We start from the raw sequence: 25,715 nt of genomic DNA on the forward strand, positions 1-25,715 counted from the left end.
TCGAGGTAGCAAAGACATGTGTGGTATTGTCGGTATAGTTGGCACCACCCCCGTCAATCAGGCCCTCTACGACGCCTTGACGGTGTTGCAGCACAGGGGACAGGATGCCGCCGGGATCGTGACCATTGATAGTGGAAACTTCCGGCAACGCAAGGCCAATGGCCTGGTGAAGGACGTGTTTGAAGTGCGCCACATGCAGCGTTTGCAAGGGAACATCGGCATAGGTCATGTCAGATATCCCACCGCAGGCAGCTCAAGTGCCGCTGAAGCCCAACCTTTTTATGTGAACTCGCCCTACGGCATGGTGCTGGCCCATAACGGCAACCTCACCAACGCCAAGGAGCTCAAGGAGCAGCAGTTCAAGGTCGCCCGTCGTCACATCAACACCACCTCCGATTCGGAAGTGTTGCTGAACGTGCTGGCCCACGAACTGGATCGCTGTGACAAGATGGCCCTGCGCCCCGAAGATATCTTCGCCGCGGTGCGCAGAACCCATCAGCAGATCCGCGGTGCATATGCGGTGGTCTCGCTGGTGATTGGCCATGGTCTCATCGGTTTTCGTGATCCCAACGGCATTCGCCCACTGATCCTCGGTCGTCGTCAGGACGAGCAGGGCCAGGTGGAGTACATGCTCGCCTCCGAGAGCGTGGCGCTCGACGCCATCGGTTTCGAGACGGTGCGGGATATTGCGCCGGGTGAAGCCATCTACATCACCGAGCAGGGCCAGCTCTTCTCCGAGCAGTGTGCGGAGAACCCGCAGATGAGCTCCTGCATCTTCGAATACGTCTACTTCGCTCGTCCCGATTCGTGCATCGACAAGGTCTCGGTCTACGCCGCCCGCCTCAACATGGGTCGCAAGCTGGGTCAGAAGATTGCCCGCGAGTGGGAAGATCTCGATGTCGATGTGGTTATCCCCATCCCCGAAACCTCCTGTGACGTGGCGCTGGAGATCGCTCATACCCTCGACCTGCCATACCGTCAGGGCTTCGTGAAGAACCGCTACATCGGCCGTACCTTCATCATGCCGGGCCAGACCCAGCGCAAGAAGTCGGTGCGCCGCAAACTCAACGCCATCAGCTCCGAATTCAAGGGCAAGAAGGTGTTGCTGGTAGATGATTCCATCGTGCGTGGCACCACGTCCGAGCAGATCATCCAGATGGCCCGTGAAGCGGGGGCAGCCAAGGTCTACTTCGCCTCGGCAGCGCCGGAAATTCGCTTCCCCAACGTCTATGGCATCGATATGCCCACCGCCAACGAGCTGATCGCCCACGGCCGTGAAGTGGAAGAGGTGTGCAAGCTGATTGGCGCTGACGGTCTGATTTTCCAAGATCTGGAAGATCTGGAAGCCGCCGTGCGGGAGATCAACCCGGATCTGCGTCACTTCGAGACCTCGGTCTTCAATGGCCACTACGTCACCTCCGACGTGGACCAGTCCTATCTGGATCACCTCAATGCCCTGCGCAACGATGACACCAAAGCGGTGCGTGAATGGCAGGAAGGCACCAGCAATCTGGAAATTTTTAACGAAGGCAGTTAAACGTTTGCGGTTTTGCCGGATGGGATAGCGAGATGGGGGCCTGTGGCCCCCATTGTCGTTTCTACCTAACACGGGCAGAAGGGGGAGGAGATATCTGTTTGAAAAATATCCGCTTATCTTGCCGGATATGGGCATGGCCAGCGGGATCCGCTAGCATAGGCGGCAACATATATGACCGATACGCTTTTAAGAGACGAGAGTTCAGATGGATGATCTGCTAGCCCCAGTGCGCCAGTTTTTGCAGTGCGAGACCCCGGATGAGTGGGTGGAGATGGCGCGGGATCCGGCCCGTTTGCCGACCCTGCTCATCGATCACGCCAACTGCGAGACCAAGGCCGCACTCACGGCCCACAGTCTGGTGCGCCGCTACTGCCTGCCCAAGGGCAAGCGCCATCTGCTGCCCAAGCTGGAGTTCTATCGCGAGCTGGATGCCATTCCGGAGAAGGCCGAGATCCTGGGCAAACGCAGCATGGGGGAGTCTGATCGCACCGTCTTTGCCGAGCTGGAGCGCAATCCGCTGCTGTTTCCCATGGTGCGGCTCATTCAGGAGGAGCTGCACCACTTCGAGCAGGTGCTGGAGATCATGCAGGCCCGCGGCATCGAATACGGGCCGGTGACGGCCTCCCGCTATGCCCGCCAGTTGATGCAGCATGTGCGCACCCATGAGCCGGCCACCATCGTCGACAAGATGATCATCGGCGCCTATATCGAGGCCCGCTCGTGCGAGCGCTTTGCCAAGTTGGCGCCCCATCTGGACGAGGAGTTGAGCCGCTTCTACGTCTCTTTGCTGCGTTCCGAGGCGCGTCACTATCAGGATTACCTGAGCCTGGCCGAACAGTACGCAGGGGAGGATATCAGCGAGCGGGTGGCCTTCTTTGGCAAGCTGGAAGCCGAGCTAATCTGCTCGCCGGATCCGCAGTTCCGGTTCCATAGCGGCCTGCCTGTCACATCTGACAGTTGTTGACGCACAGGGGGCAAACTACTATTGCCCTGTTCCTACTACGAGCGACAAGTAGTTACTTTTGAGCGCAATTCCCGGCCCTGAGCCGGGATCTTTTTTTCTGTCGTACCTCCTTCCTGCTTTTGGCGCTCTATGCTGAATCCCTGGCTATTTTTGCGTCTTCCCCTTGCGATGAAATCCTGTTCGATCAGCCGGTTATTATGGTGATAAAGTGCTCATTCAGGTGGCTCACCCTTGTAGAAACGGGCGAAACCGTGTACTTTTTTGCCTTCGCAAGATTTGAATAACCAATCAATAGGAGCGTGTATGCGCATTGTTCTGTTGGGGGCTCCGGGCGCCGGCAAAGGTACCCAGGCTCAGTTCATCATGGAAAAACACGGTATTCCCCAGATCTCCACCGGCGACATGCTGCGTGCGGCGATCAAAGCGGGCACCGAGCTCGGTCTGAAAGCCAAAGCTGTGATGGACGCAGGTCAGCTGGTCTCTGACGACATCATCATCGGTCTGGTCAAAGAGCGCATCGCTCAGCCGGACTGCGCCAAAGGCTTCCTGTTGGACGGTTTCCCGCGCACCATTCCCCAGGCGCAAGCCATGAAGGACGCCGGTGTCGTAGTTGATTTCGTGCTGGAGTTCGATGTGCCGGACGAAGAGATCGTCAAGCGCATGAGCGGCCGTCGCGTTCACTCCGGCTCCGGCCGTACCTACCACGTGGTGTTCAACCCGCCGAAAGTGGAAGGCAAGGATGACGTGACCGGTGAAGATCTGGTGATCCGCGCCGACGACGAAGAGACCACAGTACGCAAGCGTCTGGATGTATATCATCAGCAGACCGCGCCGCTGATTGGTTTCTACGGCAAAGAGGCGGAAGCGGGCCACACCCGTTACGTCAAGATCGACGGCACCCAGCCGGTTGATCTGGTCAGCAAGCAGCTTGCCACCATTCTGGGCTGATCTTTGCTGCCGGCACAGTTTCCCGTGCCATCAGATAAATAAAGAGAAGGGCCCTGTCGGGCCCTTTTTGCATAATGACAGATAGACAGGAAGCCAACGTGACCACGAAAACCGGAATATTGCTGGTCAATCTGGGTACCCCAGCCGCACCGACCACCGCTGCCGTCAAAGCGTTCCTCAGCCAGTTCCTGCACGATCCCCGTGTGGTGGACCTGCCCCGTTACCTCTGGTGTCCGCTGCTCCACTTCATCATCTTGCCGACGCGCTCGCCCAAAGTGGCCAAGCTCTATCAGCAGGTGTGGACCGAGCAGGGCTCGCCGCTGATGGTGATAAGCAAGCAGCAGCGCGCCGCACTGGAGCAGGAGCTCAAGCGGGAGGGGGTCGAGGTGCCGGTGGAGCTGGCCATGACCTATGGTTCCCCGTCAGTGAATGATGGCTGGCAGGCGCTCAAGGCCAAAGGGGTCAACCGGGTGATCCTGTTGCCGCTCTATCCGCAATATTCGGTCAGTACCACCGCCTCGGTCTTCGATGCCTGGGGCAAGGCGATGAAGAGAGAACGCAATCTGCCGGTGGTACGGCTCATTCGTGATTATCACGCCCACCCCGAATACATTCAGGCGCTGGCCATGAGCGTGCGCCGTCACTGGGAGCAGTACGGTCAGGGTGATCACCTGCTGATGTCGTTCCACGGCATTCCCGAGCGCTACGAGAACGAAGGGGACCCCTATGGTCACCAGTGTCGCCATACCGCCAGCTTGCTGGCCGAGGCGCTCGGGCTGGAGGCCGGGCAGTGGACGGCCAGTTTCCAGTCCCGCTTTGGCAAGGAGGAGTGGCTCAAGCCCTACACAGACGTGACCATTGCCGGTATGCCTGCTGCGGGCATCAAGCGGCTCGATGTGATTTGCCCTGCCTTTGCGGCCGACTGCCTCGAAACCCTTGAGGAAATTCAGGTACAGAATCGGGAGATCTTCATGGAGGCCGGTGGCGAGCGGTTTGAATATATTCCGGCCCTCAACAGCGATCAGGCCCATATCAGGATGATGGTCTCGCTCATCTGCCGCGAATTGGCATGAGTGACCGGCAGTCAGTCAAACAAGGAGTCGAGTCATGGTACATATCACGCTGATTTATGCAGGTCTGCTGGGGCTGCTGTTTCTGGGGCTCTCCTTCTGGGTGGTCAGACGTCGTGCCCAGTTCGGGGTGATGATAGGGCAGGGGGAAGCCCCCGAGCTGCTGGCGGCGATCCGGGCCCACGGCAATTTTGCCGAGTATGTGCCGTTGACCCTGCTGCTGATGGCGCTGTGCGAGCTCTCCGGTGCCGCTGCGCTCTGGCTGCATGCCGGTGGCGCCATGCTGTTGGTCGGCCGTATCCTGCATGCCATTGGCATCCAGATCCCCAAAGCCCCCAATGTGCCCCGTTTTCTGGGCACCTTGCTGTTCTGGCTAGCCCTCGGCCTCTTCTCGCTGCTGGCCCTGTTGCAGGGGATGGCGGCCGCCTGAAAACCGACGCTTTTTTATGCTATGGAACTACCCCGGGCAGGGTGGTTTTTTTATGGTGAAAAGGCAAACGTTTTTCCTTGCAAGCCTTGTCTATACTGACTCCATTATTTAAACAGGGCGACTTTTCGGGGCGGCGGATTGTGTTAAAATCCCGCCCCTCTTTCCCCCAGAGCACAGAACATTGCCATGAAATTTCCCGGTCAGCGCAAGTCCAAACACTACTTCCCTGTCGACAGACGCGATCCCCTGGTGCCGCAAAATCCCCTGTTAACCGAGCTGGGCAAAGCCTACGTCGTCGGGATTGATCAGACCCTGGTTGATATCGAAGCCCATGTGGATGAAGACTTTCTGACCCGTTATGGTCTGAGCAAGGGGCACTCCGTCGTCATCAATGACGATGTAGCCGAACGGATTTATGACGAGCTCAAGGCCAACAACATGGTAGTGAGCGAGTTTGCCGGTGGCACCATCGGCAACACGGTACATAACTACTCGGTACTGGCCGACTCCCACTCCATCCTGCTGGGTGTGATGAGTCAGGACATTCGCATCGGCTGCTACGCCTACCGTTATCTGTGCAACACCTCTTCCCGCGTCAATCTGGACTATCTGCAGCCGGTGGATGGCCCCATCGGCCGTTGCTTCACCTTCATCACCGAGTGCGGCGAGCGTAGCTTCGGCATCAACGCCGGCAAGATGAACCAGCTGGATGTGCAGCACATTCCGGAGGATGTGATCAAAGGGGCGTCTGCCCTGGTGATCACCGCCTATCTGGTGCGTGGTGACGATGGTGATCCGATGAAAGAGGCGGCCATGACCGCGGTGCGTTATGCCCGCGAGGCCGGTATTCCCGTGGTGCTGACCCTGGGCACCCGTTTCGTCATCGACGAAAACCCCCAGTGGTGGCGCGACTTCATTGCCGAGAACGTGACTGTGCTGGCGATGAACGAAGACGAAGGTGAAGCCCTGACCGGTATCGCTGATCCGCTCGGTGCGGCCGACAAGGCGCTCGACTGGGCCGACATGGTGCTCTGTACTGCTGGCCCCATCGGCCTCTACATGGCGAGCTACACCGATGAGGACTACAAGCGCGAGACCACCCATACCCTGTTGCCGGGCGTTATCCCCGAGTTCAACATGTATGAGTTCAGCCGCCCGATGGCCCGTGCCAAGTGCCGTAAACCGGCCCGTATCTACTCCCACATCTCCCCGTATATGGGTGGCCCGGAGAAGATCAAGAACACCAACGGGGCAGGGGATGGCGCCCTTTCCGCCGTGCTGCATGACATGGTGGCCAACTCTTATCACCGGATGAATGTGCCCAACTCCGCCAAGCACATCTCCGAGTTCCTGACCTACTCCTCACTGGCCCAGGTGTGCAAATACGCCAACCGCGTCAGCTACGAGGTGTTGGCCCAGAGCAGTCCCCGTCTCTCCCGCGGTTTGCCGGAGAAAGAGGACAGTCTGGAAGAGGTTTACTGGGAGCGTTGATCTCCTGAATCTGCAAGACGTCTCCATCGGGAGGCGTTTTTGCAGGCAAATATGAGTTATCCCGGCTTTTTTCCCGGAATAACCCCAATATGCTTGAGTCCATGTCACTTTTACGACACCATTTGGCCATCGTATTGTCGCCCGACAATGCCGCAGCACCCGAAAGAAAGAGAGAATCCCATGAGCATGCTTAACGACAACCTTGACGCCAATTTCCAACTGTTTATCGAACAAGTCCGCGAGTCGGGTCAGGTGTGGGGTCTGCGCTATGGGGAAGACTGGGTCGTCTGCCGCTCCGCCGAATTTGAAGATGCCGACGTGATGCCGCTCTGGTCTGCCGAAGAGGACGCCCGTCTGCACTGTGTTGACGAGTGGGCCGATTACGAGCCGGAAGTGATCGATCTGGAAGAGTTTCTCGATATCTGGATCAACGATCTGGATGAAGACGATGTACTGGTCGGCCCGAACTGGAACGCCGATCTGGAAGGTCAGGAGCTCGAACCCATCGAGCTGGCCAAGGCACTGGTTGAACTGGACGCCTGAAAGCGCCTCCATTGATGGCCTGAACGCACAGGCCATCGGAACAAAGACCGGTATCCGTGAGGGTGCCGGTCTTTTTTATGGTCGAATGGCCCGATTGATGAGTTAAAAGCCGATTTGCCTTTGCACCTGTCAGGGGGATGGTCCATCATCAACCTTTTGCCAAGGGAGGAGCGCCATGTTTGTATTCGACGTAACGGGAGCTGCGGGTGAGAAGGCCAGCATTCGGGTGCAGGCGCTGGATTGGGCGCAAGCCGGACCAGTGACCTTCCAGTGCGATGACGATCAGCTGGCGGTCGTGCTTCTGAGCGGTTGTCGTTGCGACGCGGTGGGCTTTTTCAACCTGTTGGCGGGGTGCAAACCGCTCTATATCGAACAGTGGCTCAGCTATCTGCAGGAGAGTGGTCGCATTGGCAAGTGGAGTCACCAGACCGAGAGTCCCGCCGATGGGGACTATCTGGCCAGAGCCGGTCTGGAGCACGATGAGCTCAATACCCTGCTTGGCCAGGTCTATCAGGTTGCGGGGTTCAACCGGTTGCAGATCAACCGTTACCTCAAAAACCGCCACAATCCTACTACACTGGCTACCCGTTACGATCAGAAGGAGCTGGAGCGTTATCGCCAGCTCAATGACATCATTCTGACCCTTTTGAAGTTGAAGCATCCTCAGTAAAGAGCCCCAGCTGGCTGATATCCGGTCGCAGCGGTTGCGGCCGGGCGATCAGATAGCCCTGCAAGCCATCGACGTACATCCCCTGCAGCAGCTGTTTCTGACCAAGCTGTTCTACCCCCTCTGCAATCACCTGACACCCCATCCGATGCGATACATCGACGATCATCCGCACGAACTGCTGGTTGGTCTGATCCTGCTCCAGTCCGGTGATCAGGGCAGGGTCCAGCTTGATGTAGTCGGGCTTGAGCTCGCGAAACAGGGTAAAGGAGCCGATCCCCTTGCCGAAATTGGCGATGGCCGAGCGACTGCCGTTGCGGCGCAGCAATTCAAACACCCGCTTGGCGCCTGTCAGGTTGCGTTCCAGATGCTCTTCATCCAGTTCGAACACCAGATTGGCGCTGGTATTGGGATCTTTGAGCAGCTGGCGGTCAAGCCAGATCAGGAAGGCGCTGTTTTGCAGCAAGTTGGGAGAGAGATTGATCCCCCAGCGACTCTGGTTGGCACCAAAGGCCCGGTACTGGCGCATGATGTGGGTAATGACCAGCTGCTCCAGCCGCATCACCATATCCAGCCGCTGCGCCATGGCAAACAGGGTGTCGGTGGGCAGGGCGGTGCCGTCATTGCCGCTGAAGCGGGTGTAGATCTCGTTGTAAGCCAGCATGCTGCGGTGCAGGGGCTGGATCGGCTGGTAGGTAAAGCTGAGTCGCTCCTGTGCCAGCACTTCGGTCAGCACGTCGCGCCAGTGGTGTTGGCCCTGCAGATCGGAGGCGCTGTCATCCTGCTGGATGGCCCAGCCGTTGATGGTTTCAGTCTGGGCGCGAGCCAGCGCCAGATCCGCTCTGGCCAGCACAGCTTCGATTTTCTGGCCGCTGCTGAGCTTGGTCAGCCCCGAGTAACCGGTGCTCTCCAGCTCGTGCTGATCCTGATAGTGATCGAAGGCCACCTTCAAATCCTGCCCCAGCAGATGGGGAGGAATATTGGCCACCGGTTGCACCAGCACGGCGAAATCGGCCCCCGAAATGCGGTAGACCTGATTGCCCGGGAAACGGCTTACCACCCGCTTGATGAGGGCGGCCATGTCCTTGATGTAGGCATCACCAGACTGGAATCCGCGCTGGGCGTTGATCTTGCCAAGCTCGGTGGCACGGATCAGCACCAGGGTCGCGGTCTGGGTGTCCTGATCCCGCTGCAGCAACTCGGTCATGTCGCGGCGAAATGCATGACGATTGAGTAGCTGGGTCAGCTCGTCGGTGGTGGCCAGGTTGCTGAGCTCGGTCAGCTGGCGATGGGCGCTCTGCTCGGCGCTTTCGAACTGTTCCAGCAGCTGTTGCAGTACCTCCTGGGAGGCGGGCTCATCGAGTTGTGAGGGATCCCGCCCTCTGATCGCCTTGACCCAGGTGAGCTCCTGATGCTGGAGCATGCCATCCATGGTGCGGATGGCCAGCATCAACAGCAGGATCATGCCAAGCAGTGTGGTGGCCAGAATAATGGCCAAAGTGAGCGGTGTGCTCTGAAGGGCCAACCAAACTGCTTGCAGGAGCAGCAGGGGTATGGTCACTATGGTGGCGATCAGAAAGAGGGTACGTCCGAGCTTGTGAACCATCTTGTCATCCTTGAAGTGGCTGCTTTGTGGGGGAATTTTAACCAAGCTGGCGGAGCAAAGCATGCTATTCCTCGCAACTCGGTGAAAAGGGTCAATTGAGATCGGTTAAATGTGAGTGAAACCACTTTCACAGGTGCCGAAACAGGCGAAGATGAGTTGAAAATAGATCAAACAAGGCAGAGGTAAATCATGTTGTTAGAGCCCGAAAATAGTGCCAAAGCACGACAATTATTGAACCAGAGTATGGCACTGGTGCTGGCGGGTGGACGTGGTAGTCGCCTGAAGCAGTTGACTGACAACCGCGCCAAGCCTGCCGTCCATTTCGGTGGCAAATTCCGGATCATTGATTTTGTGCTCTCCAACTGTATCAACTCGGGGATCCGCCGCGTTGGTGTAGTCACCCAATACAAATCTCACAGCCTGCTGCGTCACCTGCAATCGGGCTGGTCCTTCCTGCGTTACCAGATGAACGAATTCATCGACCTGCTCCCTGCCCAGCAACGGGTGGATGAGGTGCACTGGTATCGCGGCACCGCCGATGCCATCTATCAGAACGTCGATATCATCCGTGACTACGGCCCCAAATACTTGGTGGTGCTGGCGGGGGATCACATCTACAAGATGGATTACGCCGCCATGTTGCTCGACCATGTGCGCCTTGGCGCCAAGGTGACGGTCGCCTGTATCGAGGTGCCGCGGGCCGAGGCATCCGCCTTCGGGATCATGGATATCGACGAGCAGCGCAAGATCCGCGCCTTCGTCGAAAAACCGGCCAATCCGCCCGCCATGCCGGGTTGTGAAGATCGCTCGCTGGCCTCCATGGGGATCTACATCTTCGAGGCGGAGTACCTCTACCAACTGCTGGAGGAGGATATTCACAATCAGGAGTCCAAACACGACTTCGGGATGGACGTGATCCCCCGCATCGTGGAGGAGGGGATGGCATTTGCTCACCCCTTCAACATGTCCTGTGTCGGGGCGCGCGAGGGGCAAAAGCCCTACTGGCGTGACGTGGGCACGCTGGACTCCTTCTGGGAAGCGAACATGGATCTCGCCTCCGTGCTGCCCGAGCTCGACATCTACGATCAGAACTGGCCCATCTGGACCAGCCAGACCCTGACGCCACCAGCCAAGTTTGTGCAGGACCGCAATGGTCAGCATGGCATGACCATCAACTCCATGTTCTCGGGTGGTACCATCGTCAGCGGGTCGTTTGTGCTCAACTCGGTGCTCTTTACCAATGTGCGGGTGCACTCCTTCTGCACCCTGGATCAGGCCATCATTTTCCCCGGAGTCGAGATCGGTGCCGGTTGCCGTCTGCGCCGGGTGGTGGTGGACAAGGGATGTGTGCTGCCCGATGGGCTGGTGGTGGGCGAGAATGCCGATGAGGATAGCCGCCGCTTCTACCGCTCCGAGCAGGGGATTGTGCTGGTGACCAAGGAGATGCTGGACAAGTTGGTTTGAGGAAGACCCTTGAAACTGTGTCAGACGCTGTAATGCAAAGGGAGCCAATCTGGCTCCCTTTTTCATGCAGGTGAATGGCGAGGATTACTCGCTAACCACCGCTTTGGCAGCCATCACCATGGCGGTGCCGTGTTTGCCACCGGCGGCGGTCACTTGCGGTACGCCATCTTCATCGGTGTCGCTGCCGGCACCTTCGATGATGTTCTCGCCGGAGTCACCAATCCACTCGGCCATCTGCATGCCACCGTTGACGGAGCCACGGAACCAGCTGACGTACTGACCGGTCAGCTTGGCCAGCTCCAGCTCGGGCGCCTTCTCGGCCCCTTCGTTGCGCAGGTTCAGCATGGCAGAGCGCAGGGCGCCGGAGATGGCAGCCTGGGTCCAGGGAGTGTATTCACCCTGTTTACCCGCCAGCCAGGTGCCCGCTTTGGCATTGAAGTAGGCCTTGTCGGCTGCGATGAACAGCTCACGGGCGGCAGTGCGGTACTTGGCATCGGAGGTAGCGAGGAAGGCGGCAGTCAGACCACGGATGGCGGCGAACTGTGCATCGATGGAGTGGCCGGCATCGAGCTTGCCACCCAGGGTGATGCCGTCATGCACCAGACCATTTTTGCCCTTGAGGTTGGCAAGGATGAAATCGGCCTGTTTGCGGATAAGCTCAAGCGCCTGCTGACCCTGCTGGGTCTTGAGGTTCAGCTCGCCATTGTCACCGGCGGCGTAGCCGACCGGCAGTGCATCCTGAGCGCGCTGGAAGATCTGCAGGGCGACCAGTGCGTAAGCAGCGTCAAAGGTGGTGACGTGCTTACCCTGTTTGCCTGCCTGCCAGCTGTCGACCAGGGAGCCAGCCTTGGTATCAAAGTGCAGGGCCGCCAGGTTCTTGAAGGTGAGGTTGGAGAGATTGATCGCCAGCGAGAAGGCATCGCTGCCCGCGACCGCTTTGCCCAGGTCATTGGTCTTGTTGGCAGCCGGTGCGGCGGCAAACGGCGCACCGTCAAACACGGCGTGGAAGGCCGGGTTCTGGTTGGTATTGGCGCTGCGCTGATCGCTGAAGGCATAGAACTCGGAGAGCGGCCACAGCATCATCCAGGCATCGCGCAGCTGGGCGGAACCATCCACCACCTCCAGCTTGCCGATGGCACCGGCATCGTTGTTGCTGGTTTCGGTCACTTTCACCTGATGGGGGAAGTAAATCACGCCCTTGGCCGGATCGTACTGCGGGGTGATTTTGGCGCCCAGTTGTTTGCCATCGAAGCCAAGCTGGTTCTGCATGATGGCCAGCTTGTCGATGGATTGCTCGGTCAGCATCATGCCGTTGAAGCCATCGGCGGCAGAGACGCCCAGCTTGTGTTTGCCATCCTGATCCATGGTGGCGGAGGCGGCTTCTACCTCTTCATCGGTCTCGGCCACGTGCATGCCGCCGAGGAAGTCTTGCGACCACATCACCTCTTTGAGCAGGATGCCGCCCACCGCTGCGGGCACCAGCAGGTTGTCGCTGCCGCTCCAGCGCAGGGTGCTGTAGTCGCGGAAGTAGGCGGGCACCTGGGTCTTGACGGTTTTCTCGGTCCCTTTGGCGGTCTTGATGGTGATCTGGTCACCATTGACCGGAGTGGTATTCACTGCCTGGGCAAACTCAGGATTGGCGGAGGCGTAGGGCAGGGAGAGGGGATACATGCCCTGCGGCACTTCATCCGCCGGGAAGCCAACGGCATCGGCCATGGCCAGCACTCGTTGCCCCAGAGAGGCCATGGTGCCACCACGGGCCAGGTTTTGCGGCCCGTTCACCAGATGCGGGCCCATGCCGGATTGGTAGTTGAGGGCGTACATCGCCTCTTCTGAGTATTCGTAGGATTCGATGCCGGCGGCGAAGTCGAACGGGGTCGGCTCATCGGCACGGTTGGCATCCAGCACATCCAGATCCAGACCGAGGGCTTCGGCCAGCGGTTCGCCGGAGAGCTCGAATTCGGTATAGGCCAGCATGTTGGCGGCGGTATTGAATGTCTTGTCTTCGACCTTGACGGCAGCGTGTGCGGCGCCGCTGATCAGTGCGCAGGCGATCGCCTGAACCAGTACGGTTTTTCTCATGTCCCTTCTCACCATTGGTTTTATTATTGACGCTTCTCATGACGAATCTAAATGAGAATGGTCTGCATTATGCTGTGTTGAGGGGGACTTGAGAAGTAAAAAACCGCCCTGATCGGTAGCACGTTAAAGCAGACGTGTGCTGTCGAAGAGGGCGGTTATCTGTTTATTGCGATGAAAGTGCCAGTGCGGCGGCGATCAGAGCAGCTTGAACGGGATGACCAGACGGCCAGGCTCCACCTTGAGGGCTTCGACCTTCTCCTTGATCCTGGCTTCGTTCTTGCGGCTGCTGTCGAGGCGGTAGACCGGGGTCTGCGACAGGAACAGGGAGAGCGACTGATTGAAGGTGGGCAGCAGCGGGGTGAGGGCGGCCCCGATATCGGCCGGCTCGGTCTTGAATGAGACCAGCTCAAGGTCGCGCAGATAGATGGCGCCCTGATCGGCCACATAGTCCGGACGGGCGCTCAAAGCAAAGCGGATCTTCATCTGCTGGCTGCCAAGGGGGCTGCTCACCTGCAGGTCGCCAGCGGCGTCCAGCTCGATGCGATCTGCTTGTTTGCGGCCGATACGGCTCTGCATCTCATCCAGACGGATCTTGCTCGACATGATGCCGGGGATCCCCAGCTGTTTTTCAAAAGAGACCTGATCTTTGAGGTACTGGTTGATTTCGGCCTCGCTGACATTGTACTGGGTCAGGGAGCAGGCCCCCAGCAGCAGGGCGAGGGGGAGTAACAATAGCTGTTTCAACATGAGGGATTCCGCTTGGGCAAATATGATGGCGCTATCTTACGCGATAACGGGCGTGGAATAAGAGTCTCAGACGTTGGGAAAGCTCGAACTTGCTGCATTCCCGGTTGTTTTTTGGCAACCGCCGGGTTCATCATCGACGAGTGAGCGGCATAGGGCTGAGCTGTTGGCTGCGGGCACTGAGCAGAGAAAAGAGAAGAGAACAGAGAGCGAGGAGAGCGTAATGGTTCGGATGGGCAAGGTTGGCCGCAGGGCGCTGTTGTGGCTTGTCTGCATGATGGGACTATGGAGCCCGTCGCTGTGGGCCGAGGTGAAGGTGATCCCGGTCTTCGAGGCGCAGGCGGCGGTGCAGACCCTCAAGGAGATCTATCCCCAGCTTGGGGTGAGTGCCATGGGTAATCAGCTGGTGCTGAGCGGGACGCCAGCCCAGTTGCAGGAGGCCGAAGCCACGCTGGCGCAGATCAACCAGCCACCGCAAAGCCTGCTTATCGAGTGGCGGGTCGATGGTGCCGCCAGCGGTCAGCAACTGGGGGGATCAATCAGTCGCGACGAGGCCAAGCGGCAGTGGCTGGTCGATGGCAACGCCCGGCAGTACCAGCGCAGCCAGAACGACAGCTGGCAGGTGCGCGGGCTGTCTGGCCGTCCCGTGCTGCTGCAGATGGGCTCCTATCAGCCGGTGACTTTCTACCAATGGAACGGGGGGGCAGTGGTGGGGATGATGCCGCTGGTGAACGGTCTCTATGCCACGGCCACCTTGATTGGCGATCGGGTGCAGATTGCGCTGAGCAGCGAACAGGCGAGGCTGGATCAGGGCACAATCAATCGTGGGCAGAGTGCCACCGAGGTGAGCGGGGCCCCGGGCCAGTGGCTGACGGTGGGAGAGCTTTCGACCAGCTCAGCGGATCAAGGAAGCAGCCTCGGGACCCAGCTACAGGGAGGGCGAGGCAGCCAGAGCGAGCGCCAGACCCTGCAGATCCGGGTCACTCGTCAATAGGTGTCAGCCCCGTTAGTGGGGCTGATCTGCGGCATATTCCCGTATCTGGCGACTGCGCAGCAGATACCAGAGTGACCAGAGGCTGGCGACCAGCACCAGTGCGGTGGGCCAGCTGAACGACCACTTTTGCAGATTGAGGCTGTGCAACTGCATCAGCAGACCGCTGACGGCAGAGCAGAGCAGCAGCAGCGGGCTGTGGCGCCGGAGTCTGGCGCGAATGCTCTGGGTCTGCTGATAGGTGCCCCCGCAGGCGAGCAACGCCAGCATGGCGGGGACATCGGTCAGCAGGCTGATGTAGAGGGTGATCTTGTCCGGATAAAAGAGGGTAAGGATCTCGCTGCCGCTCTCGCGGGTGACCCCTGCCATCAGAAAGAGCCAGACCGAGCGGGTCAGCAACAGGGCGATGGGCCAGAACCAGAGGGGCGGGCGCAACTGGCCGTGATCGTCATATCGGTGTTCGGGGTAGAGGGTCATGGTTGCCCGTTATCCACTTGAATTGAGTGATGGAGGGGATATGGGGCGAAGAAGCGCCCTTTGCAAGGCGTTGGGCGTGGCGCAAATTAATCGGGGGGCCATGCCCCCCAATCGGTTTCTTCAGATATCGCAGCGCGCGTCGGCGGCGTTAAAGCCAGCCTTTGCGCTTGAAGAAGAGGCCGGTGCCGAGCGATGACATCACCATCAGCACCAGTGACATGGGATAACCATACTCCCAGGCGAGCTCCGGCATGCGGCCGAAGTTCATGCCGTAGATACTGGCGATCAGGGTCGGCGGCAGGAAGATCACGGCGGCTACCGAGAAGATCTTGATCACCTTGTTCTGCTCCAGATTGGTCACCCCCATGGAGGCCTCCAGCTGGAAGTTGATCTTGTCGAACAGGAACTGGGTGTGGGGCAACAGGGATTCCACGTCGTGCAGCATCTCGTCGATCCACTTGTTCTGCTCAAGGCTCATGCGCTGGCGCAGGCTGCGTTTGAGGAAACGCAGGGCGCGGCGGGTATCGTGTAGGGAGAGACGGATCTGGCCGTTGGCCTCTTCCTGTGCCATCAACTCTTTCAGCATGGGGTTGATCTGATCCGGCTCGAAGATCTGATCGGCGGTGTTTTCCAAGGTCTTGTAACCATCTTCGATAAGGTCGGAGAGGTACTCCACCTTGAGGTTTTGCACTTCCAGCAGGATGTCGAGGGCATCCTCCACCTCCAGCCGATCCTGGCGCATATAATGGCGCAGCAGGCGCACCAGCCCGATGTCATCTTCACGAATGCTGATCAGCAGGTTGTTGCGCAGGGTAAAGGAGACGTGGACACCCTTGGTGTCACGACCGATCCGCTGGGGAAACAGGGAGTGAATGTGCAGACCATCGGTATCCCAGTAAAAACGGGCGGATGCTTCGATGTCGTCGAGCTCTTCCTTGTCGGGGACCTCTTCCAGGAACAGGCCCGTCAACCATTCTCGCTCTGCCGTGTCCGGCTTGTAGGCATCCAGCCAGACCGTGTTGTCAGGTACTATGTCGTCAGGCCCGAGCGTGACTATGTCCAGCACCTTGTTGTTGAGAATGTAGGCGGTGATCATCTGTCCCCCCTTAAAAAGTCATGGGTAATCAGGGATGGTTGCACAGGTCATGCGGCCTTAGATCGCTGCAGAAGGCGATCCCGTGGATAAGCAGATCGGGCCGATGGAAAACCTGAATGCGGCGAACTATACAGGGGCGGGCCGCGCTTGTCAGGGGCTATTCATCAGGGATTCAGCTTGTTTGTTCAAAAAAACAGCGAGGTCGGATCACCTGAGCGGCTATGCGGGGTAGAACCCGCCTTTGGCTGGGGGAGGGCTAGCTGGGGCTGCTTGTTGCCGCTGCCCCGCTTCATCACATATTCGGATAGTTGGGCCCGGATCCTCCCTGTGGCGGTGTCCAGATGATATTTTGACTGGGATCTTTAATGTCACAGGTCTTGCAGTGAATACAGTTGGCTGCGTTGATCTGCAGTTTGGCCGCGCCTTCCATTTCCAGCACTTCAAACACCCCGGCCGGGCAGTAGCGTTGGGCGGGTTCGGCCCAGGTCGGCAGATTGACCTCGACCGGAATGCGCTCGTCCTGCAGCTTGAGGTGACAAGGCTGATCCTCGTCGTGACTGGTGTTGGCCAGATACACAGACGAGAGTTTGTCAAAGCTCAGCTTGCCATCGGGTTTGGGATAAGGGATGGGCTCGCAGCGGCTGGCCACGCGCAGCTGACGGTAGTCGTGAGCCTTATCGAACAGCTTGAAGGGCGAGTTTGCGCCAAACAGCCGTTGCTCCAGCCAGTTGAAGGCACCGCCCAACCAGGGACCATAGCGGTGAAGCGCCGCGCCGAAGTTGCGCGCCGCCTTGAGTTCGCGGGCCAGCCAGCTCTGGTGCAGCTCGTCACCATACTGGGCCAGATCCCGGCCTCCCTCATCGCCCCCCCGCAGCGCCATCGCGACGGTTTTTGCCGCCAGCATCCCCGATTTCATGGCGGTGTGGATCCCCTTGATCCGGGAAAAGTCGAGGGTGCCGGCATCGCAGCCGATCAGCAGGCCGCCCGGGAAGTGCATGCGGGGCAGGGCGTGCCAGCCCCCCTTGGTGATGGCGCGGGCGCCATAGCTGATGCGCTCCCCATCTTGCAACACGCCAGCGATAAGCGGGTGATGCTTGAGGCGCTGGAATTCGTCGAACGGGCTGAGCCAGGGATTCTGGTAGTTGAGATCGACAATCAGCCCGACTGCCACCTGATCCCCCTCCATGTGATAGAGATAGAAGCCACCGTGGCTATTGCCGCCCCCCTGCTTGCCAAGGGGCCAGCCACTGCCGTGCAGCACCTGTCCCGCTTTGCCTTGGCCAGCAGGCAGTTGCCACAGCTCCTTGAAGCCGATGGCATAGTGCTGGGGCTGGGCAGGGCTTGCCAGGTTGAAGTCGGCGATCAGCTGCTTGCCGAGATGGCCGCGGGCCCCCTCGGCAAAGAGGGTGTAGCGGCCGAGCAGCGCCATGCCGGGCACATGATCTGCTTTCGGATTGCCCGCCCGATCCAGCCCCAGATCGCCGGTGATCACCCCCTTGACCCGGCCCGCGTCCATGATAAGTTCGCTGGCGGTAAATCCCGGGTATATTTCGACTCCCAGTTTTTCCGCTTGCAGGCCGAGCCAGCGGCAGAGATTGCCGAGGCTGATGATGTGACAGCCCTCATTGTGCATCCGGGGCGGCACCGCCCAGGCGGGGAGTTGCAGAGAGTGTTGCTCGCTTTGCAGCAGATGAACCTGATCGTCGCTGACCGGCACGCCGAGCGGCGCTTGCTGCCAGCAATCCGGCAGCAGCTCTTGCAAGGCGACGGGGTCAAACAGGGCGCCGGAGAGCAGATGGGCGCCAATTTCCGCTCCCTTCTCCAGCAGACAGACAGAGAGAGTGGCATCCTGCTGTTTCAGGGCGATGGCTGCAGTGAGCCCCGCCGGACCGCCGCCGACGATGACGACATCAAATTCCATTGCTTCCCGTTTCATCTTGCCTCTGCGCTCTGGTTGGCCTAGGGTAATGCTGGTAGTTTACGTAAACGTAAAGCAGTTGTAAGCAAAACTGAGCAAGAAAAAGCAAAAAATCAGGGAAGAGCGTACTGCAACAAACGCAGAGGCACACTAATGAATTCAATCCAAAGAGACGAGGCATGACCCCATGAAGCTGCTGGTCGCAATCAAACGGGTAGTCGACTACAACGTCAAGATCCGGGTGAAGGGAGACGGCTCCGACGTGGAGCTCGCCAATGTGAAGATGGGGATCAACCCCTTTTGTGAAATTGCGGTGGAGGAGGGGGTCAGGCTGCGGGAAGCCGGGGTTGCCAGCGAACTGGTGGTGGTGACCTTTGGCCCTGACGCTGCCGCCGAGCAACTGCGCCATGGGCTGGCGCTGGGTGCGGATCGGGCGCTGCATTATGTCACCGATGAGACGCTCGCCCCGCTGACGGTTGCTCGCGCCTTGCACAAGGTGTGTGAGCAGGAGCAGCCGGATCTGGTGCTGCTCGGCAAGCAGTCCATCGATTCAGACAACAATCAGGTGGCTCAGATGCTGGCGGCCCTCAATGAGTGGCCGCTGGCGACCTGCGCGTCAGCCCTCAAGGTGGAAGCGGGGGAACTGCTGGTGACTCGCGAAATCGACGGTGGCCTCGAGACCCTGGGCATGCCGTTGCCTGCGGTGGTGAGCGCCGATCTGCGTTTGAATGAACCGCGCTTTGCTTCGTTGCCCAACATCATGAAGGCCAAGCGCAAGCAGCTTGATAGCGCCCCGTTCTCGACACTCGCCGTTGAGGTGGCCAATCAGACCCGCTTGCTCGGGGTGGTGGCGCCGCCAGCCCGCAGCGCCGGGATCAAGGTGGGCTCGGTGGACGAGCTGGTGGACAAACTCAAACACGAAGCGAAGGTGCTGCCATGAGCGTGCTGATCATTGCCGAACATCATCAGGGCCATCTGGCCGACAACGTGGCACAACTGGTCACCGCCGCCGGCTCAATCGGCGGTCAGGTTGACCTGCTGTTGCTGGGTCAGGGGCTGACCGAGGCGGGTGAACAGGCGGCTGCCATTGGCGGTGTCGACAAGGTGTTGCTTGCCGAACATCCCCTGCTGGCCGACGGGCTGCTGGATGGGGTGGACAAGCTGCTGGCCAGCTGGTGCGAAGGTTACAGCCACTGCCTGATGGCGGCGAGTACCATGGGCAAGGCGCTGCTGCCACAAGTAGCGGCTCGGCTCGGGGTGGAGATGCTCTCCGAGGTGACGGCTATCGAGAGTAGCGACACCTTCCTGCGCCCCATCTATGCAGGCAATGCCATCGCCAGAGTGGCAAGCTCGGCGCCCGTCAAAGTGATGACGGTGCGGGTCACCGCGTTTGCCAAGGCGGCGACGGGCGGACAGGCTCTCATCGAACGCTTGGCCGTGCCCGAATTCGCTGGTCGTACCCGGTTGGTCGAGCGCCGCGCGGTGCGCTCCAGCAGGCCCGAACTGACCGCCGCCCGGGTGGTTGTCTCCGGTGGTCGCGCCCTTGGTTCCAAGACGCAGTTTGCCCTGATTGAGGCGCTGGCCGACAAGCTGGGCGGCGCCGTGGGGGCATCGCGAGCCGCTGTTGATGCGGGATATGTCGCCAACGATCTGCAGGTGGGGCAGACCGGCAAAGTGGTGGCGCCGGAGCTCTACATCGCGGTCGGTATTTCGGGCGCCATCCAGCATTTGGCGGGGATGAAGGAGTCGAAGGTTATCGTGGCCATCAACAAGGACAGCGATGCCCCCATCTTTCAGGTGGCGGACTACGGGCTGGTGGGGGATCTCTTCACTCTGCTGCCTGAGCTCACCGCCAAACTGTAAATTTGTCAGAAATGGCTGGGCTGTGGTCGTTTATGCGCTCTGCCCGCCATTTCTGTGCATGTTCCCTGCAAGCCCTGACCCGTTCAGGGCTTTTTCTACTGCAAGGGAGACGCAGAGTGACGGTAAAAGGTTGAGCCAGCTCCCAAAAAGCCTTTGATCCGCTGGCTGCTCTTGTGTAAAACCTGACAAGTCATCGATTACTCTCATCCACTCACGGAAAGCGTCATGAGCAAACAGATTTACAACTTCTGCGCCGGCCCCGCCATGCTGCCGGTTGAAGTCATGGAGCGCGCCCAGCGCGAATTTTGTAATTTTCAGGGGCTGGGAGCCTCGGTCATGGAGCTTTCCCATCGCGGCAAGCCCTACATGGCGGTTGCCGAGAAGGCCGAAGCGGATCTGCGCGAGCTGCTGGCGGTGCCGGACAACTACAAGGTGCTCTTCATGCACGGTGGCGGCCGCGGTCAGTTCTCCGCCGTGCCCATGAACCTGCTGGGCGGGGCCAACAAGAAAGCGGACTTTCTGCTGACCGGTGTCTGGTCCCAGAGCGCGGTGGATGAAGCCAAAAAGTATGGCGATATCCAGACCTTCCAGGGTGTTGCCAAGAACGAGCAGGGGATCTCCCACCTGCTGCCGACGCCGGCGTTTCGCGCCGATGCGGCCTATGTTCACTACTGCCCGAACGAAACCATCGACGGCATCGAGATGTTCGACATCCCGGCCACCGGCGAGGTGCCGCTGGTAGCAGATCTCTCCTCCACCATCCTCTCCCGTCCTCTCGACGTGAGCCGCTTTGGCATCATCTATGCCGGTGCCCAGAAGAATATCGGGCCGTCCGGGCTTGCCATCGCCATCGTGCGCGATGATCTGCTGGATCAGGCAAGAGCCGATGTCCCCTCGATTTTTGACTATAAGCTCACTGCCAAGAACGACTCCATGTTCAACACGCCGCCCACCTACGCCTGGTATCTGGCCGGTCTGGTGTTCGAGTGGCTCAAGGAACAGGGTGGCCTCGAGGCGATGGAAGCGCGCAACAAGGAGAAGGCCGACTTCCTCTATGACTATCTCGATCAGTCGAGCTTCTATGGCAATCAGGTGGATGTCAGCTGCCGTTCGCGGATGAACATCCCGTTCCAGCTGAAAAATGCCGAGCTGGACAAGCAGTTCCTGGCCGAATCGGAAGCGGCTGGTCTGCTGGCGCTCAAAGGGCACCGCATTGTCGGCGGCATGCGCGCCAGTATCTACAATGCCATGCCGCTGGAGGGGGTGAAGGCCCTGGTCAGCTTTATGGATGGCTTTGCCAAGCGCCACGGCTGATAAGAGAGCTCCACCTGTTTGCTGGCGGCCTCTCGTGACAACCCGTGAGCCGCTTACAGCTATTGCAGTGATTCAAGACGCCGGGTATACCCCGGCGTTTTTTTCAACAGAACCAGCGCGCTGGCGTTTGCCGTGCGATTTCCGCTGAAAGTGCCCTTGCCGAGCGGGACGCAGGCTGTTAACGTCCGGACAGGCGTTTATTTTTGAGATAGCACAGGAAGTCTATGAATTCGTTGCGTTTGGAACCCATTTCACGTGTGGCCGGTGAGGTCAATTTGCCCGGCTCCAAGAGTGTCTCTAACCGAGCGCTGCTGCTGGCGGCGCTGGCTCGTGGCACCACCCGTCTGACCAACCTGCTCGACAGCGATGACATTCGTCATATGCTGGCTGCGCTGACCCAGCTCGGGGTCAAGTACAAGCTCTCCGCCGACAAGACCGAGTGTACTGTGCAGGGTCTGGGCCGCAGCTTCGCGGTGAAAGAGCCGGTCAATCTGTTCCTCGGCAACGCCGGTACTGCGATGCGACCGCTCTGCGCCGCGCTATGCCTTGGCTCCGGTGAATACACCCTGGGCGGCGAGCCGCGCATGGAAGAGCGTCCCATCGGCCATCTGGTGGATGCCCTGCGTGAAGCGGGTGCCCATATCCAGTACCTGAAACACGATGGTTATCCGCCGCTGGTGGTGGATGCCAAGGGGCTGTGGGGCGGCGATGTGCACGTCGATGGCTCCGTCTCCAGCCAGTTCCTGACCGCATTTTTGATGGCGGCGCCGATGGCGGCCGGTGATACCCGGATCCACATCAAGGGGGAGCTGGTCTCCAAGCCCTACATCGACATCACCCTGCACATCATGAAGCAGTTCGGGGTGGTCATCGAGCACGACAACTACAAGCTGTTCTACATCAAGGGCAACCAGACCTACATCAGCCCGGGTGATTTTCTGGTGGAAGGGGATGCCTCCAGCGCCTCCTACTTCCTCGCGGCGGGTGCCATCAAGGGTAAGGTGCGGGTCACCGGTATCGGCAAGCACAGCATTCAGGGTGATATCCAATTCGCCGACGTGCTGGAGAAGATGGGCGCGCGCATCACCTGGGGCGATGATTTCATCGAGGCGGAGCAGGCGCCGCTGCACGGAGTGGATATGGACATGAACCATATTCCCGATGCGGCCATGACCATCGCAGTTGCCGCGCTGTTTGCCGAGGGGCCGACCTCCATTCGCAATATCTACAACTGGCGGGTGAAGGAGACCGATCGTCTGCACGCCATGGCGACCGAGCTGCGCAAGCTGGGCGTCGAAGTGGAGGAGGGGCATGATTTCATCACCGTGACCCCGCCGACCCAGCTCAAGCATGCCGAGATCGATACCTACAACGATCACCGTATCGCCATGTGCTTCTCGCTGGTGGCGCTGTCGGATACCCCGGTCACCATCAATGATCCCAAGTGCACCTCGAAGACCTTCCCGGATTACTTCGACAAGCTGGCCAGTATCAGCCAGCGTGGCTGATCACTGACAAACCCGTCATCACCGACGCTTCGGGCCCGCGCTGAGCGGGCTTTTTTGCCTTCCTCATCCGTACTTCCATTTCGCATAGCATCATTTCAATAACTTGCAAGATTGATATATAAAATAGTTTTGTGATTGCTGTAATTTCCTATTTACACATGCCCTGTCGCGGGCTATGTTGATATTTCCTAATCGCAGTCATCTAGCAGGAAGCATTGTCATGCAGCATCAAACCGACGACGTTCGTATCAGTGAAATCAAAGAGTTATTACCCCCGGTTGCGGTGCTTGAGAAGTTTCCGGCTACCGAGGTTGCCTCGTCCACCGTTTTTGAATCCCGTCAGGCCATTCACAATATCCTGGCCGGCGAAGATGATCGTCTGCTGGTGGTGATTGGTCCTTGCTCCATCCATGATCCGGTTGCCGCGCTGGAGTACGGCAAGCGCCTCAAGGCGCTGCGCGACGAGCTGAAAGGTCAGCTGGAGATCGTGATGCGGGTCTACTTCGAAAAACCGCGCACCACAGTGGGCTGGAAGGGGCTGATCAACGATCCGTACCTCGACAACAGCTGCAAGATCAACGACGGTCTGCGCATTGGTCGCAAGCTGTTGCTGGATCTCAACGACATGGGGCTGCCAACTGCCTCCGAGTTCCTCGACATGATCACCCCGCAATATGTGGCGGATCTGATGAGCTGGGGCGCGATCGGTGCCCGTACTACCGAATCCCAGGTACACCGCGAGCTGGCCTCCGGTCTCTCCTGCCCGGTGGGCTTCAAGAACGGCACTGACGGCACCATCAAGGTGGCCATCGATGCCATTGGCGCTGCCAGTGCGCCGCACCACTTCCTGTCGGTCACCAAGTATGGTCACTCCGCCATCGTGGCGACCCGCGGCAACCCGGACTGTCACATCATTCTGCGTGGTGGTCGTGAGCCGAACTACAGCGCGGCCCATGTCAGCGAAGTTGTGAAGGGGCTGGAGAAAGCCGGTCTGCCGCAGAAGGTGATGATCGACTTTAGTCATGCCAACAGCAGCAAGCAGTTCAAGAACCAGATGGTGGTGGCCGAAGACGTAGCCGGTCAGCTGCGTGCCGGCAGCAAGGCGGTGTTTGGTGTGATGGTGGAGAGCCATCTGGTAGAAGGGCGTCAGGATCTGGTGGAAGGGTGTGAACTCACCGTCGGCCAGAGCATCACCGATGCCTGCATCGGTTGGGCTGATACCGAAGTGTTGCTGCGCAACCTGGCGGATGCCGTCGCAACCCGCAACGCCCGCTAAAGTCATCCCGGCGGCGTTGTTAATACTCAACGCGCCGCTGGAACAGCAACGATGCCATTCGGCCAAATCGAATCCACAAAGCAAAAGCGCGACCCTCGGGTCGCGCTTTTTCATATGTGAAGTGGATTACCAGCGGTAGGTTTTCAGCAGCGCCTCCAGTTTCTGACACTGCTCCACCAACTGGATGCTGGCGAGGTTGGCGGCGTGCGCCTGACCCAGGGTGTCGTTGGAGGTATTTCGAATATCGCTCACCGAGCTGTCTACCTCATGGCAGACCCTGTCCTGCTCTTCGGCCGACTGGGCCATCTGGGCGTTGAGGTCGTTGATGCGGGCGATGCGCTCGATGATGTTCTGCATGGCTGCCAGGGTCGCTTCGGTCTTGCTGATGCTCTCATCGGCTTTGCTTTTTGCATCCCCGATCACCGTAACTGCGCTCTGGGCCTCATTTTGCAGGGCGGCGATCATCTGTGAGATCTCTTCGCTGGCGGCGCGGCTGCGGTTGGAGAGGGCCCGCACTTCATCGGCTACTACCGCAAAGCCACGGCCTTGTTCGCCTGCCCGGGCCGCTTCAATCGCAGCGTTGAGGGCCAGCAGGTTGGTCTGATCGGCAATTCCCTTGATCACCTCGAGTACGCCGTCAACCGCCAGGCAGCGGCTGTCGAGTTGCTGGATCACCTGATCCACCCGATCGATCTCTGCCGACATCTCGCCCATGTCGGTGATGGAGTGTTGGGCGAGGCGACTGGTGTCGGCGGCATCCTGATTGGTGAGGGCGGAGAGCTCGGCGCTGTGGCGGGCATGTTCGCGCACTTCGTGAGAGCTGGCGGCCAGCTCGCTGACGGCGGCGGCGACCTGGGTGGTCATCCCCTCTTGCTGGCGGGCCGAGTTTTCGGTCTGGGTCGCCACCTGACGGATCTGGTTTGACTCCTGATAGAGCTGGTGGGTTGCCCCTTCCACCTCCTGCAGGCTGTGGCGGAAGCCCTGCACCATGTCATTGACGGCGCGGGTCATCTGGCCCAGTTCATCCCGGCTGTGATTGACCAGGGGGAGGGCGAGATCGCGCTCTTTGGCCATCCGGATCATGGTGAGCTGCAGCTGGCGCAGGGGGTGTTTCACGTAGCGTTGCAATACCCACCAGAGCAAGCCGAAGCCGAGACTGAAGACGGCGGCCAAGCTGCCGCTCAGGATCAGGTTGTTGTGGCGGATCTCGCCGAAGGTGTGGCTGAGGTCATAACTGATCCGCACTGCCCCCATCACGGTTCCTTCATTGACCTGGTGGCAGGTGAGGCATTGGGTGCCGCGATACTCCTTGTAAGCTTTGAACGGTTTGATCAGGGTGAGCCGGTTGCCCTGCTGCTCCAGGATGGCTTCGCCCTGATTGATGGCACGCTCATCGAGGGGATCCTGCGCTTTCTGATCCGGGTGGCCCGGGCCAAACAGGTTGCTGACGGCGGAGGCGCGTACCAGACGGGCTTCAACGATGCCCGCTTCACTCTTGAGTTTGGTCTGCACTATCTGCCGGTTGGCCATGCCACCTGTCATCATCAGCACGTTCACCTGATCCATATAGGTGTTGGCCATGCTCTCAACTTTCTCCTCTGCCAGCCGGATGGCGAGATCCCGTTGCAGCCATGCGGAGAGCTCGAAGCAGAGGCCAAAGGTGGTGCTGATGACCAGCGCAAGAGGGAGGAATATTTTCCAGTTCAAGGAGAGGTTATGCATTTTG

At 59.4% G+C, this 25,715-nt stretch carries 22 protein-coding genes; 15 read left to right on the top strand and 7 right to left on the bottom strand.

Going from position 1 to position 25,715, the window contains the following annotated elements; translation table 11 throughout:
• The first annotated feature begins 16 nt into the window (after positions 1-16).
• The 8 genes from purF (at position 17) to ACB042_RS12750 (ending at position 7,653) form a co-directional block, all read left to right on the top strand.
• On the top strand, positions 17-1,537 hold the full coding sequence (purF, locus tag ACB042_RS12715) for an amidophosphoribosyltransferase (protein WP_005351229.1): 1,521 nt from the start codon (positions 17-19) through the stop codon (positions 1,535-1,537).
• A 205-nt stretch (positions 1,538-1,742) separates the two neighbouring features.
• On the top strand, positions 1,743-2,501 hold the full coding sequence (locus ACB042_RS12720; protein ID WP_005346385.1) for a tRNA-(ms[2]io[6]A)-hydroxylase: 759 nt from the start codon (positions 1,743-1,745) through the stop codon (positions 2,499-2,501).
• A gap of 303 nt (positions 2,502-2,804) precedes the next feature.
• Entirely contained in the window at positions 2,805-3,449 is a 645-nt protein-coding gene (adk, locus tag ACB042_RS12725) for an adenylate kinase (protein ID WP_005337083.1), read from the top strand.
• Positions 3,450-3,547: 98 nt separating this feature from the next.
• Entirely contained in the window at positions 3,548-4,522 is a 975-nt protein-coding gene (hemH, locus tag ACB042_RS12730) for a ferrochelatase (protein ID WP_279489238.1), read from the top strand.
• A 34-nt stretch (positions 4,523-4,556) separates the two neighbouring features.
• A complete protein-coding gene (locus ACB042_RS12735) occupies positions 4,557-4,949 on the top strand; it encodes an MAPEG family protein (protein WP_043825191.1) in 393 nt (130 codons plus the stop codon).
• A 186-nt stretch (positions 4,950-5,135) separates the two neighbouring features.
• Positions 5,136-6,440, top strand: a complete 1,305-nt coding sequence (locus tag ACB042_RS12740) for an inosine/guanosine kinase (protein ID WP_005337079.1) — start codon at positions 5,136-5,138, stop codon at positions 6,438-6,440.
• Between the two features lie 180 nt (positions 6,441-6,620).
• Complete coding sequence (locus ACB042_RS12745; protein ID WP_005337077.1) at positions 6,621-6,983, top strand: DUF2750 domain-containing protein; 363 nt, start codon at positions 6,621-6,623, stop codon at positions 6,981-6,983.
• Between the two features lie 175 nt (positions 6,984-7,158).
• Positions 7,159-7,653 (top strand): hypothetical protein, encoded by a 495-nt coding sequence (locus tag ACB042_RS12750; protein WP_042055706.1) that lies wholly within the window; start codon positions 7,159-7,161, stop codon positions 7,651-7,653.
• Here the strand turns inward: ACB042_RS12750 and ACB042_RS12755 are convergent.
• On the bottom strand, positions 7,616-9,256 hold the full coding sequence (locus tag ACB042_RS12755; protein ID WP_371178509.1) for an EAL domain-containing protein: 1,641 nt from the start codon (positions 9,254-9,256) through the stop codon (positions 7,616-7,618). The two genes, ACB042_RS12750 and ACB042_RS12755, sit on opposite strands and share 38 nt — an antisense overlap.
• A 189-nt stretch (positions 9,257-9,445) precedes the next feature.
• Here ACB042_RS12755 and glgC point away from each other — a divergent pair, with 189 nt between their 5' ends.
• A complete protein-coding gene (gene glgC, locus ACB042_RS12760) occupies positions 9,446-10,720 on the top strand; it encodes a glucose-1-phosphate adenylyltransferase (protein WP_371178510.1) in 1,275 nt (424 codons plus the stop codon).
• Between the two features lie 84 nt (positions 10,721-10,804).
• On the opposite strand, the gene ACB042_RS12765 is transcribed toward glgC, so the two are convergent.
• Positions 10,805-12,802: a hypothetical protein gene (locus ACB042_RS12765; RefSeq protein WP_371178511.1), complete on the bottom strand. Its 1,998-nt coding sequence runs from the start codon at positions 12,800-12,802 to the stop codon at positions 10,805-10,807.
• Between the two features lie 195 nt (positions 12,803-12,997).
• Positions 12,998-13,549, bottom strand: a complete 552-nt coding sequence (locus ACB042_RS12770; RefSeq protein ID WP_371178512.1) for a lipoprotein — start codon at positions 13,547-13,549, stop codon at positions 12,998-13,000.
• Positions 13,550-13,820: 271 nt separating this feature from the next.
• Between ACB042_RS12770 and ACB042_RS12775 the strand changes: the two genes are divergently transcribed.
• On the top strand, positions 13,821-14,540 hold the full coding sequence (locus tag ACB042_RS12775) for a hypothetical protein (protein WP_302246145.1): 720 nt from the start codon (positions 13,821-13,823) through the stop codon (positions 14,538-14,540).
• Positions 14,541-14,552: 12 nt separating this feature from the next.
• Here the strand turns inward: ACB042_RS12775 and ACB042_RS12780 are convergent, their stop codons facing one another.
• The 3 genes from ACB042_RS12780 to ACB042_RS12790 all read right to left on the bottom strand — a co-directional run bounded on the left by ACB042_RS12780 (position 14,553) and on the right by ACB042_RS12790 (position 18,046).
• Positions 14,553-15,014, bottom strand: coding sequence for a DUF2919 domain-containing protein (locus ACB042_RS12780; RefSeq protein ID WP_371178513.1), 462 nt, complete (start codon positions 15,012-15,014; stop codon positions 14,553-14,555).
• A gap of 148 nt (positions 15,015-15,162) precedes the next feature.
• Positions 15,163-16,110, bottom strand: a complete 948-nt coding sequence (gene corA / locus ACB042_RS12785; RefSeq protein ID WP_005337059.1) for a magnesium/cobalt transporter CorA — start codon at positions 16,108-16,110, stop codon at positions 15,163-15,165.
• Between the two features lie 292 nt (positions 16,111-16,402).
• Positions 16,403-18,046, bottom strand: a complete 1,644-nt coding sequence (locus ACB042_RS12790; protein WP_371178514.1) for an electron transfer flavoprotein-ubiquinone oxidoreductase — start codon at positions 18,044-18,046, stop codon at positions 16,403-16,405.
• Between the two features lie 169 nt (positions 18,047-18,215).
• On the opposite strand from ACB042_RS12790, the gene ACB042_RS12795 reads away from it, so the two are divergent.
• The 5 genes from ACB042_RS12795 (at position 18,216) to aroG (ending at position 23,989) form a co-directional block, all read left to right on the top strand.
• Positions 18,216-18,968, top strand: a complete 753-nt coding sequence (locus ACB042_RS12795) for an electron transfer flavoprotein subunit beta/FixA family protein (RefSeq protein WP_371178515.1) — start codon at positions 18,216-18,218, stop codon at positions 18,966-18,968.
• Entirely contained in the window at positions 18,965-19,891 is a 927-nt protein-coding gene (locus ACB042_RS12800; RefSeq protein ID WP_371178516.1) for an electron transfer flavoprotein subunit alpha/FixB family protein, read from the top strand. The genes ACB042_RS12795 and ACB042_RS12800 overlap by 4 nt, the downstream gene beginning before the upstream one ends.
• A 225-nt stretch (positions 19,892-20,116) precedes the next feature.
• Positions 20,117-21,205, top strand: coding sequence for a 3-phosphoserine/phosphohydroxythreonine transaminase (serC, locus tag ACB042_RS12805; protein WP_005345045.1), 1,089 nt, complete (start codon positions 20,117-20,119; stop codon positions 21,203-21,205).
• Between the two features lie 224 nt (positions 21,206-21,429).
• Positions 21,430-22,713, top strand: a complete 1,284-nt coding sequence (aroA, locus tag ACB042_RS12810; RefSeq protein ID WP_371178517.1) for a 3-phosphoshikimate 1-carboxyvinyltransferase — start codon at positions 21,430-21,432, stop codon at positions 22,711-22,713.
• 220 nt (positions 22,714-22,933) lie between these two features.
• Entirely contained in the window at positions 22,934-23,989 is a 1,056-nt protein-coding gene (gene aroG, locus ACB042_RS12815; protein WP_005351268.1) for a 3-deoxy-7-phosphoheptulonate synthase AroG, read from the top strand.
• A gap of 126 nt (positions 23,990-24,115) precedes the next feature.
• Here the strand turns inward: aroG and ACB042_RS12820 are convergent, their stop codons facing one another.
• Entirely contained in the window at positions 24,116-25,711 is a 1,596-nt protein-coding gene (locus ACB042_RS12820; RefSeq protein WP_371178518.1) for a methyl-accepting chemotaxis protein, read from the bottom strand.
• Positions 25,712-25,715 lie beyond the last annotated feature (4 nt).

This window comes from Aeromonas sp. S13(2024) (assembly GCF_041402405.1).
GTDB classification, from domain to species: Bacteria; Pseudomonadota; Gammaproteobacteria; order Enterobacterales; family Aeromonadaceae; genus Aeromonas; species Aeromonas veronii.

Coding starts and splice junctions, on each gene's coding strand:
- purF (WP_005351229.1), top strand. CDS start 17: ATGTGTGGTATTGTCGGTATAGTTGGCACCACCCCCGTCAATCAGGCC.
- ACB042_RS12720 (WP_005346385.1), top strand. CDS start 1,743: ATGGATGATCTGCTAGCCCCAGTGCGCCAGTTTTTGCAGTGCGAGACC.
- adk (WP_005337083.1), top strand. CDS start 2,805: ATGCGCATTGTTCTGTTGGGGGCTCCGGGCGCCGGCAAAGGTACCCAG.
- ACB042_RS12735 (WP_043825191.1), top strand. CDS start 4,557: ATGGTACATATCACGCTGATTTATGCAGGTCTGCTGGGGCTGCTGTTT.
- ACB042_RS12740 (WP_005337079.1), top strand. CDS start 5,136: ATGAAATTTCCCGGTCAGCGCAAGTCCAAACACTACTTCCCTGTCGAC.
- ACB042_RS12745 (WP_005337077.1), top strand. CDS start 6,621: ATGAGCATGCTTAACGACAACCTTGACGCCAATTTCCAACTGTTTATC.
- ACB042_RS12750 (WP_042055706.1), top strand. CDS start 7,159: ATGTTTGTATTCGACGTAACGGGAGCTGCGGGTGAGAAGGCCAGCATT.
- ACB042_RS12755 (WP_371178509.1), bottom strand. CDS start 9,256: ATGGTTCACAAGCTCGGACGTACCCTCTTTCTGATCGCCACCATAGTG.
- glgC (WP_371178510.1), top strand. CDS start 9,446: ATGTTGTTAGAGCCCGAAAATAGTGCCAAAGCACGACAATTATTGAAC.
- ACB042_RS12765 (WP_371178511.1), bottom strand. CDS start 12,802: ATGAGAAAAACCGTACTGGTTCAGGCGATCGCCTGCGCACTGATCAGC.
- ACB042_RS12770 (WP_371178512.1), bottom strand. CDS start 13,549: ATGTTGAAACAGCTATTGTTACTCCCCCTCGCCCTGCTGCTGGGGGCC.
- ACB042_RS12775 (WP_302246145.1), top strand. CDS start 13,821: ATGATGGGACTATGGAGCCCGTCGCTGTGGGCCGAGGTGAAGGTGATC.
- ACB042_RS12780 (WP_371178513.1), bottom strand. CDS start 15,014: ATGACCCTCTACCCCGAACACCGATATGACGATCACGGCCAGTTGCGC.
- corA (WP_005337059.1), bottom strand. CDS start 16,110: ATGATCACCGCCTACATTCTCAACAACAAGGTGCTGGACATAGTCACG.
- ACB042_RS12790 (WP_371178514.1), bottom strand. CDS start 18,046: ATGAAACGGGAAGCAATGGAATTTGATGTCGTCATCGTCGGCGGCGGT.
- ACB042_RS12795 (WP_371178515.1), top strand. CDS start 18,216: ATGAAGCTGCTGGTCGCAATCAAACGGGTAGTCGACTACAACGTCAAG.
- ACB042_RS12800 (WP_371178516.1), top strand. CDS start 18,965: ATGAGCGTGCTGATCATTGCCGAACATCATCAGGGCCATCTGGCCGAC.
- serC (WP_005345045.1), top strand. CDS start 20,117: ATGAGCAAACAGATTTACAACTTCTGCGCCGGCCCCGCCATGCTGCCG.
- aroA (WP_371178517.1), top strand. CDS start 21,430: ATGAATTCGTTGCGTTTGGAACCCATTTCACGTGTGGCCGGTGAGGTC.
- aroG (WP_005351268.1), top strand. CDS start 22,934: ATGCAGCATCAAACCGACGACGTTCGTATCAGTGAAATCAAAGAGTTA.
- ACB042_RS12820 (WP_371178518.1), bottom strand. CDS start 25,711: ATGCATAACCTCTCCTTGAACTGGAAAATATTCCTCCCTCTTGCGCTG.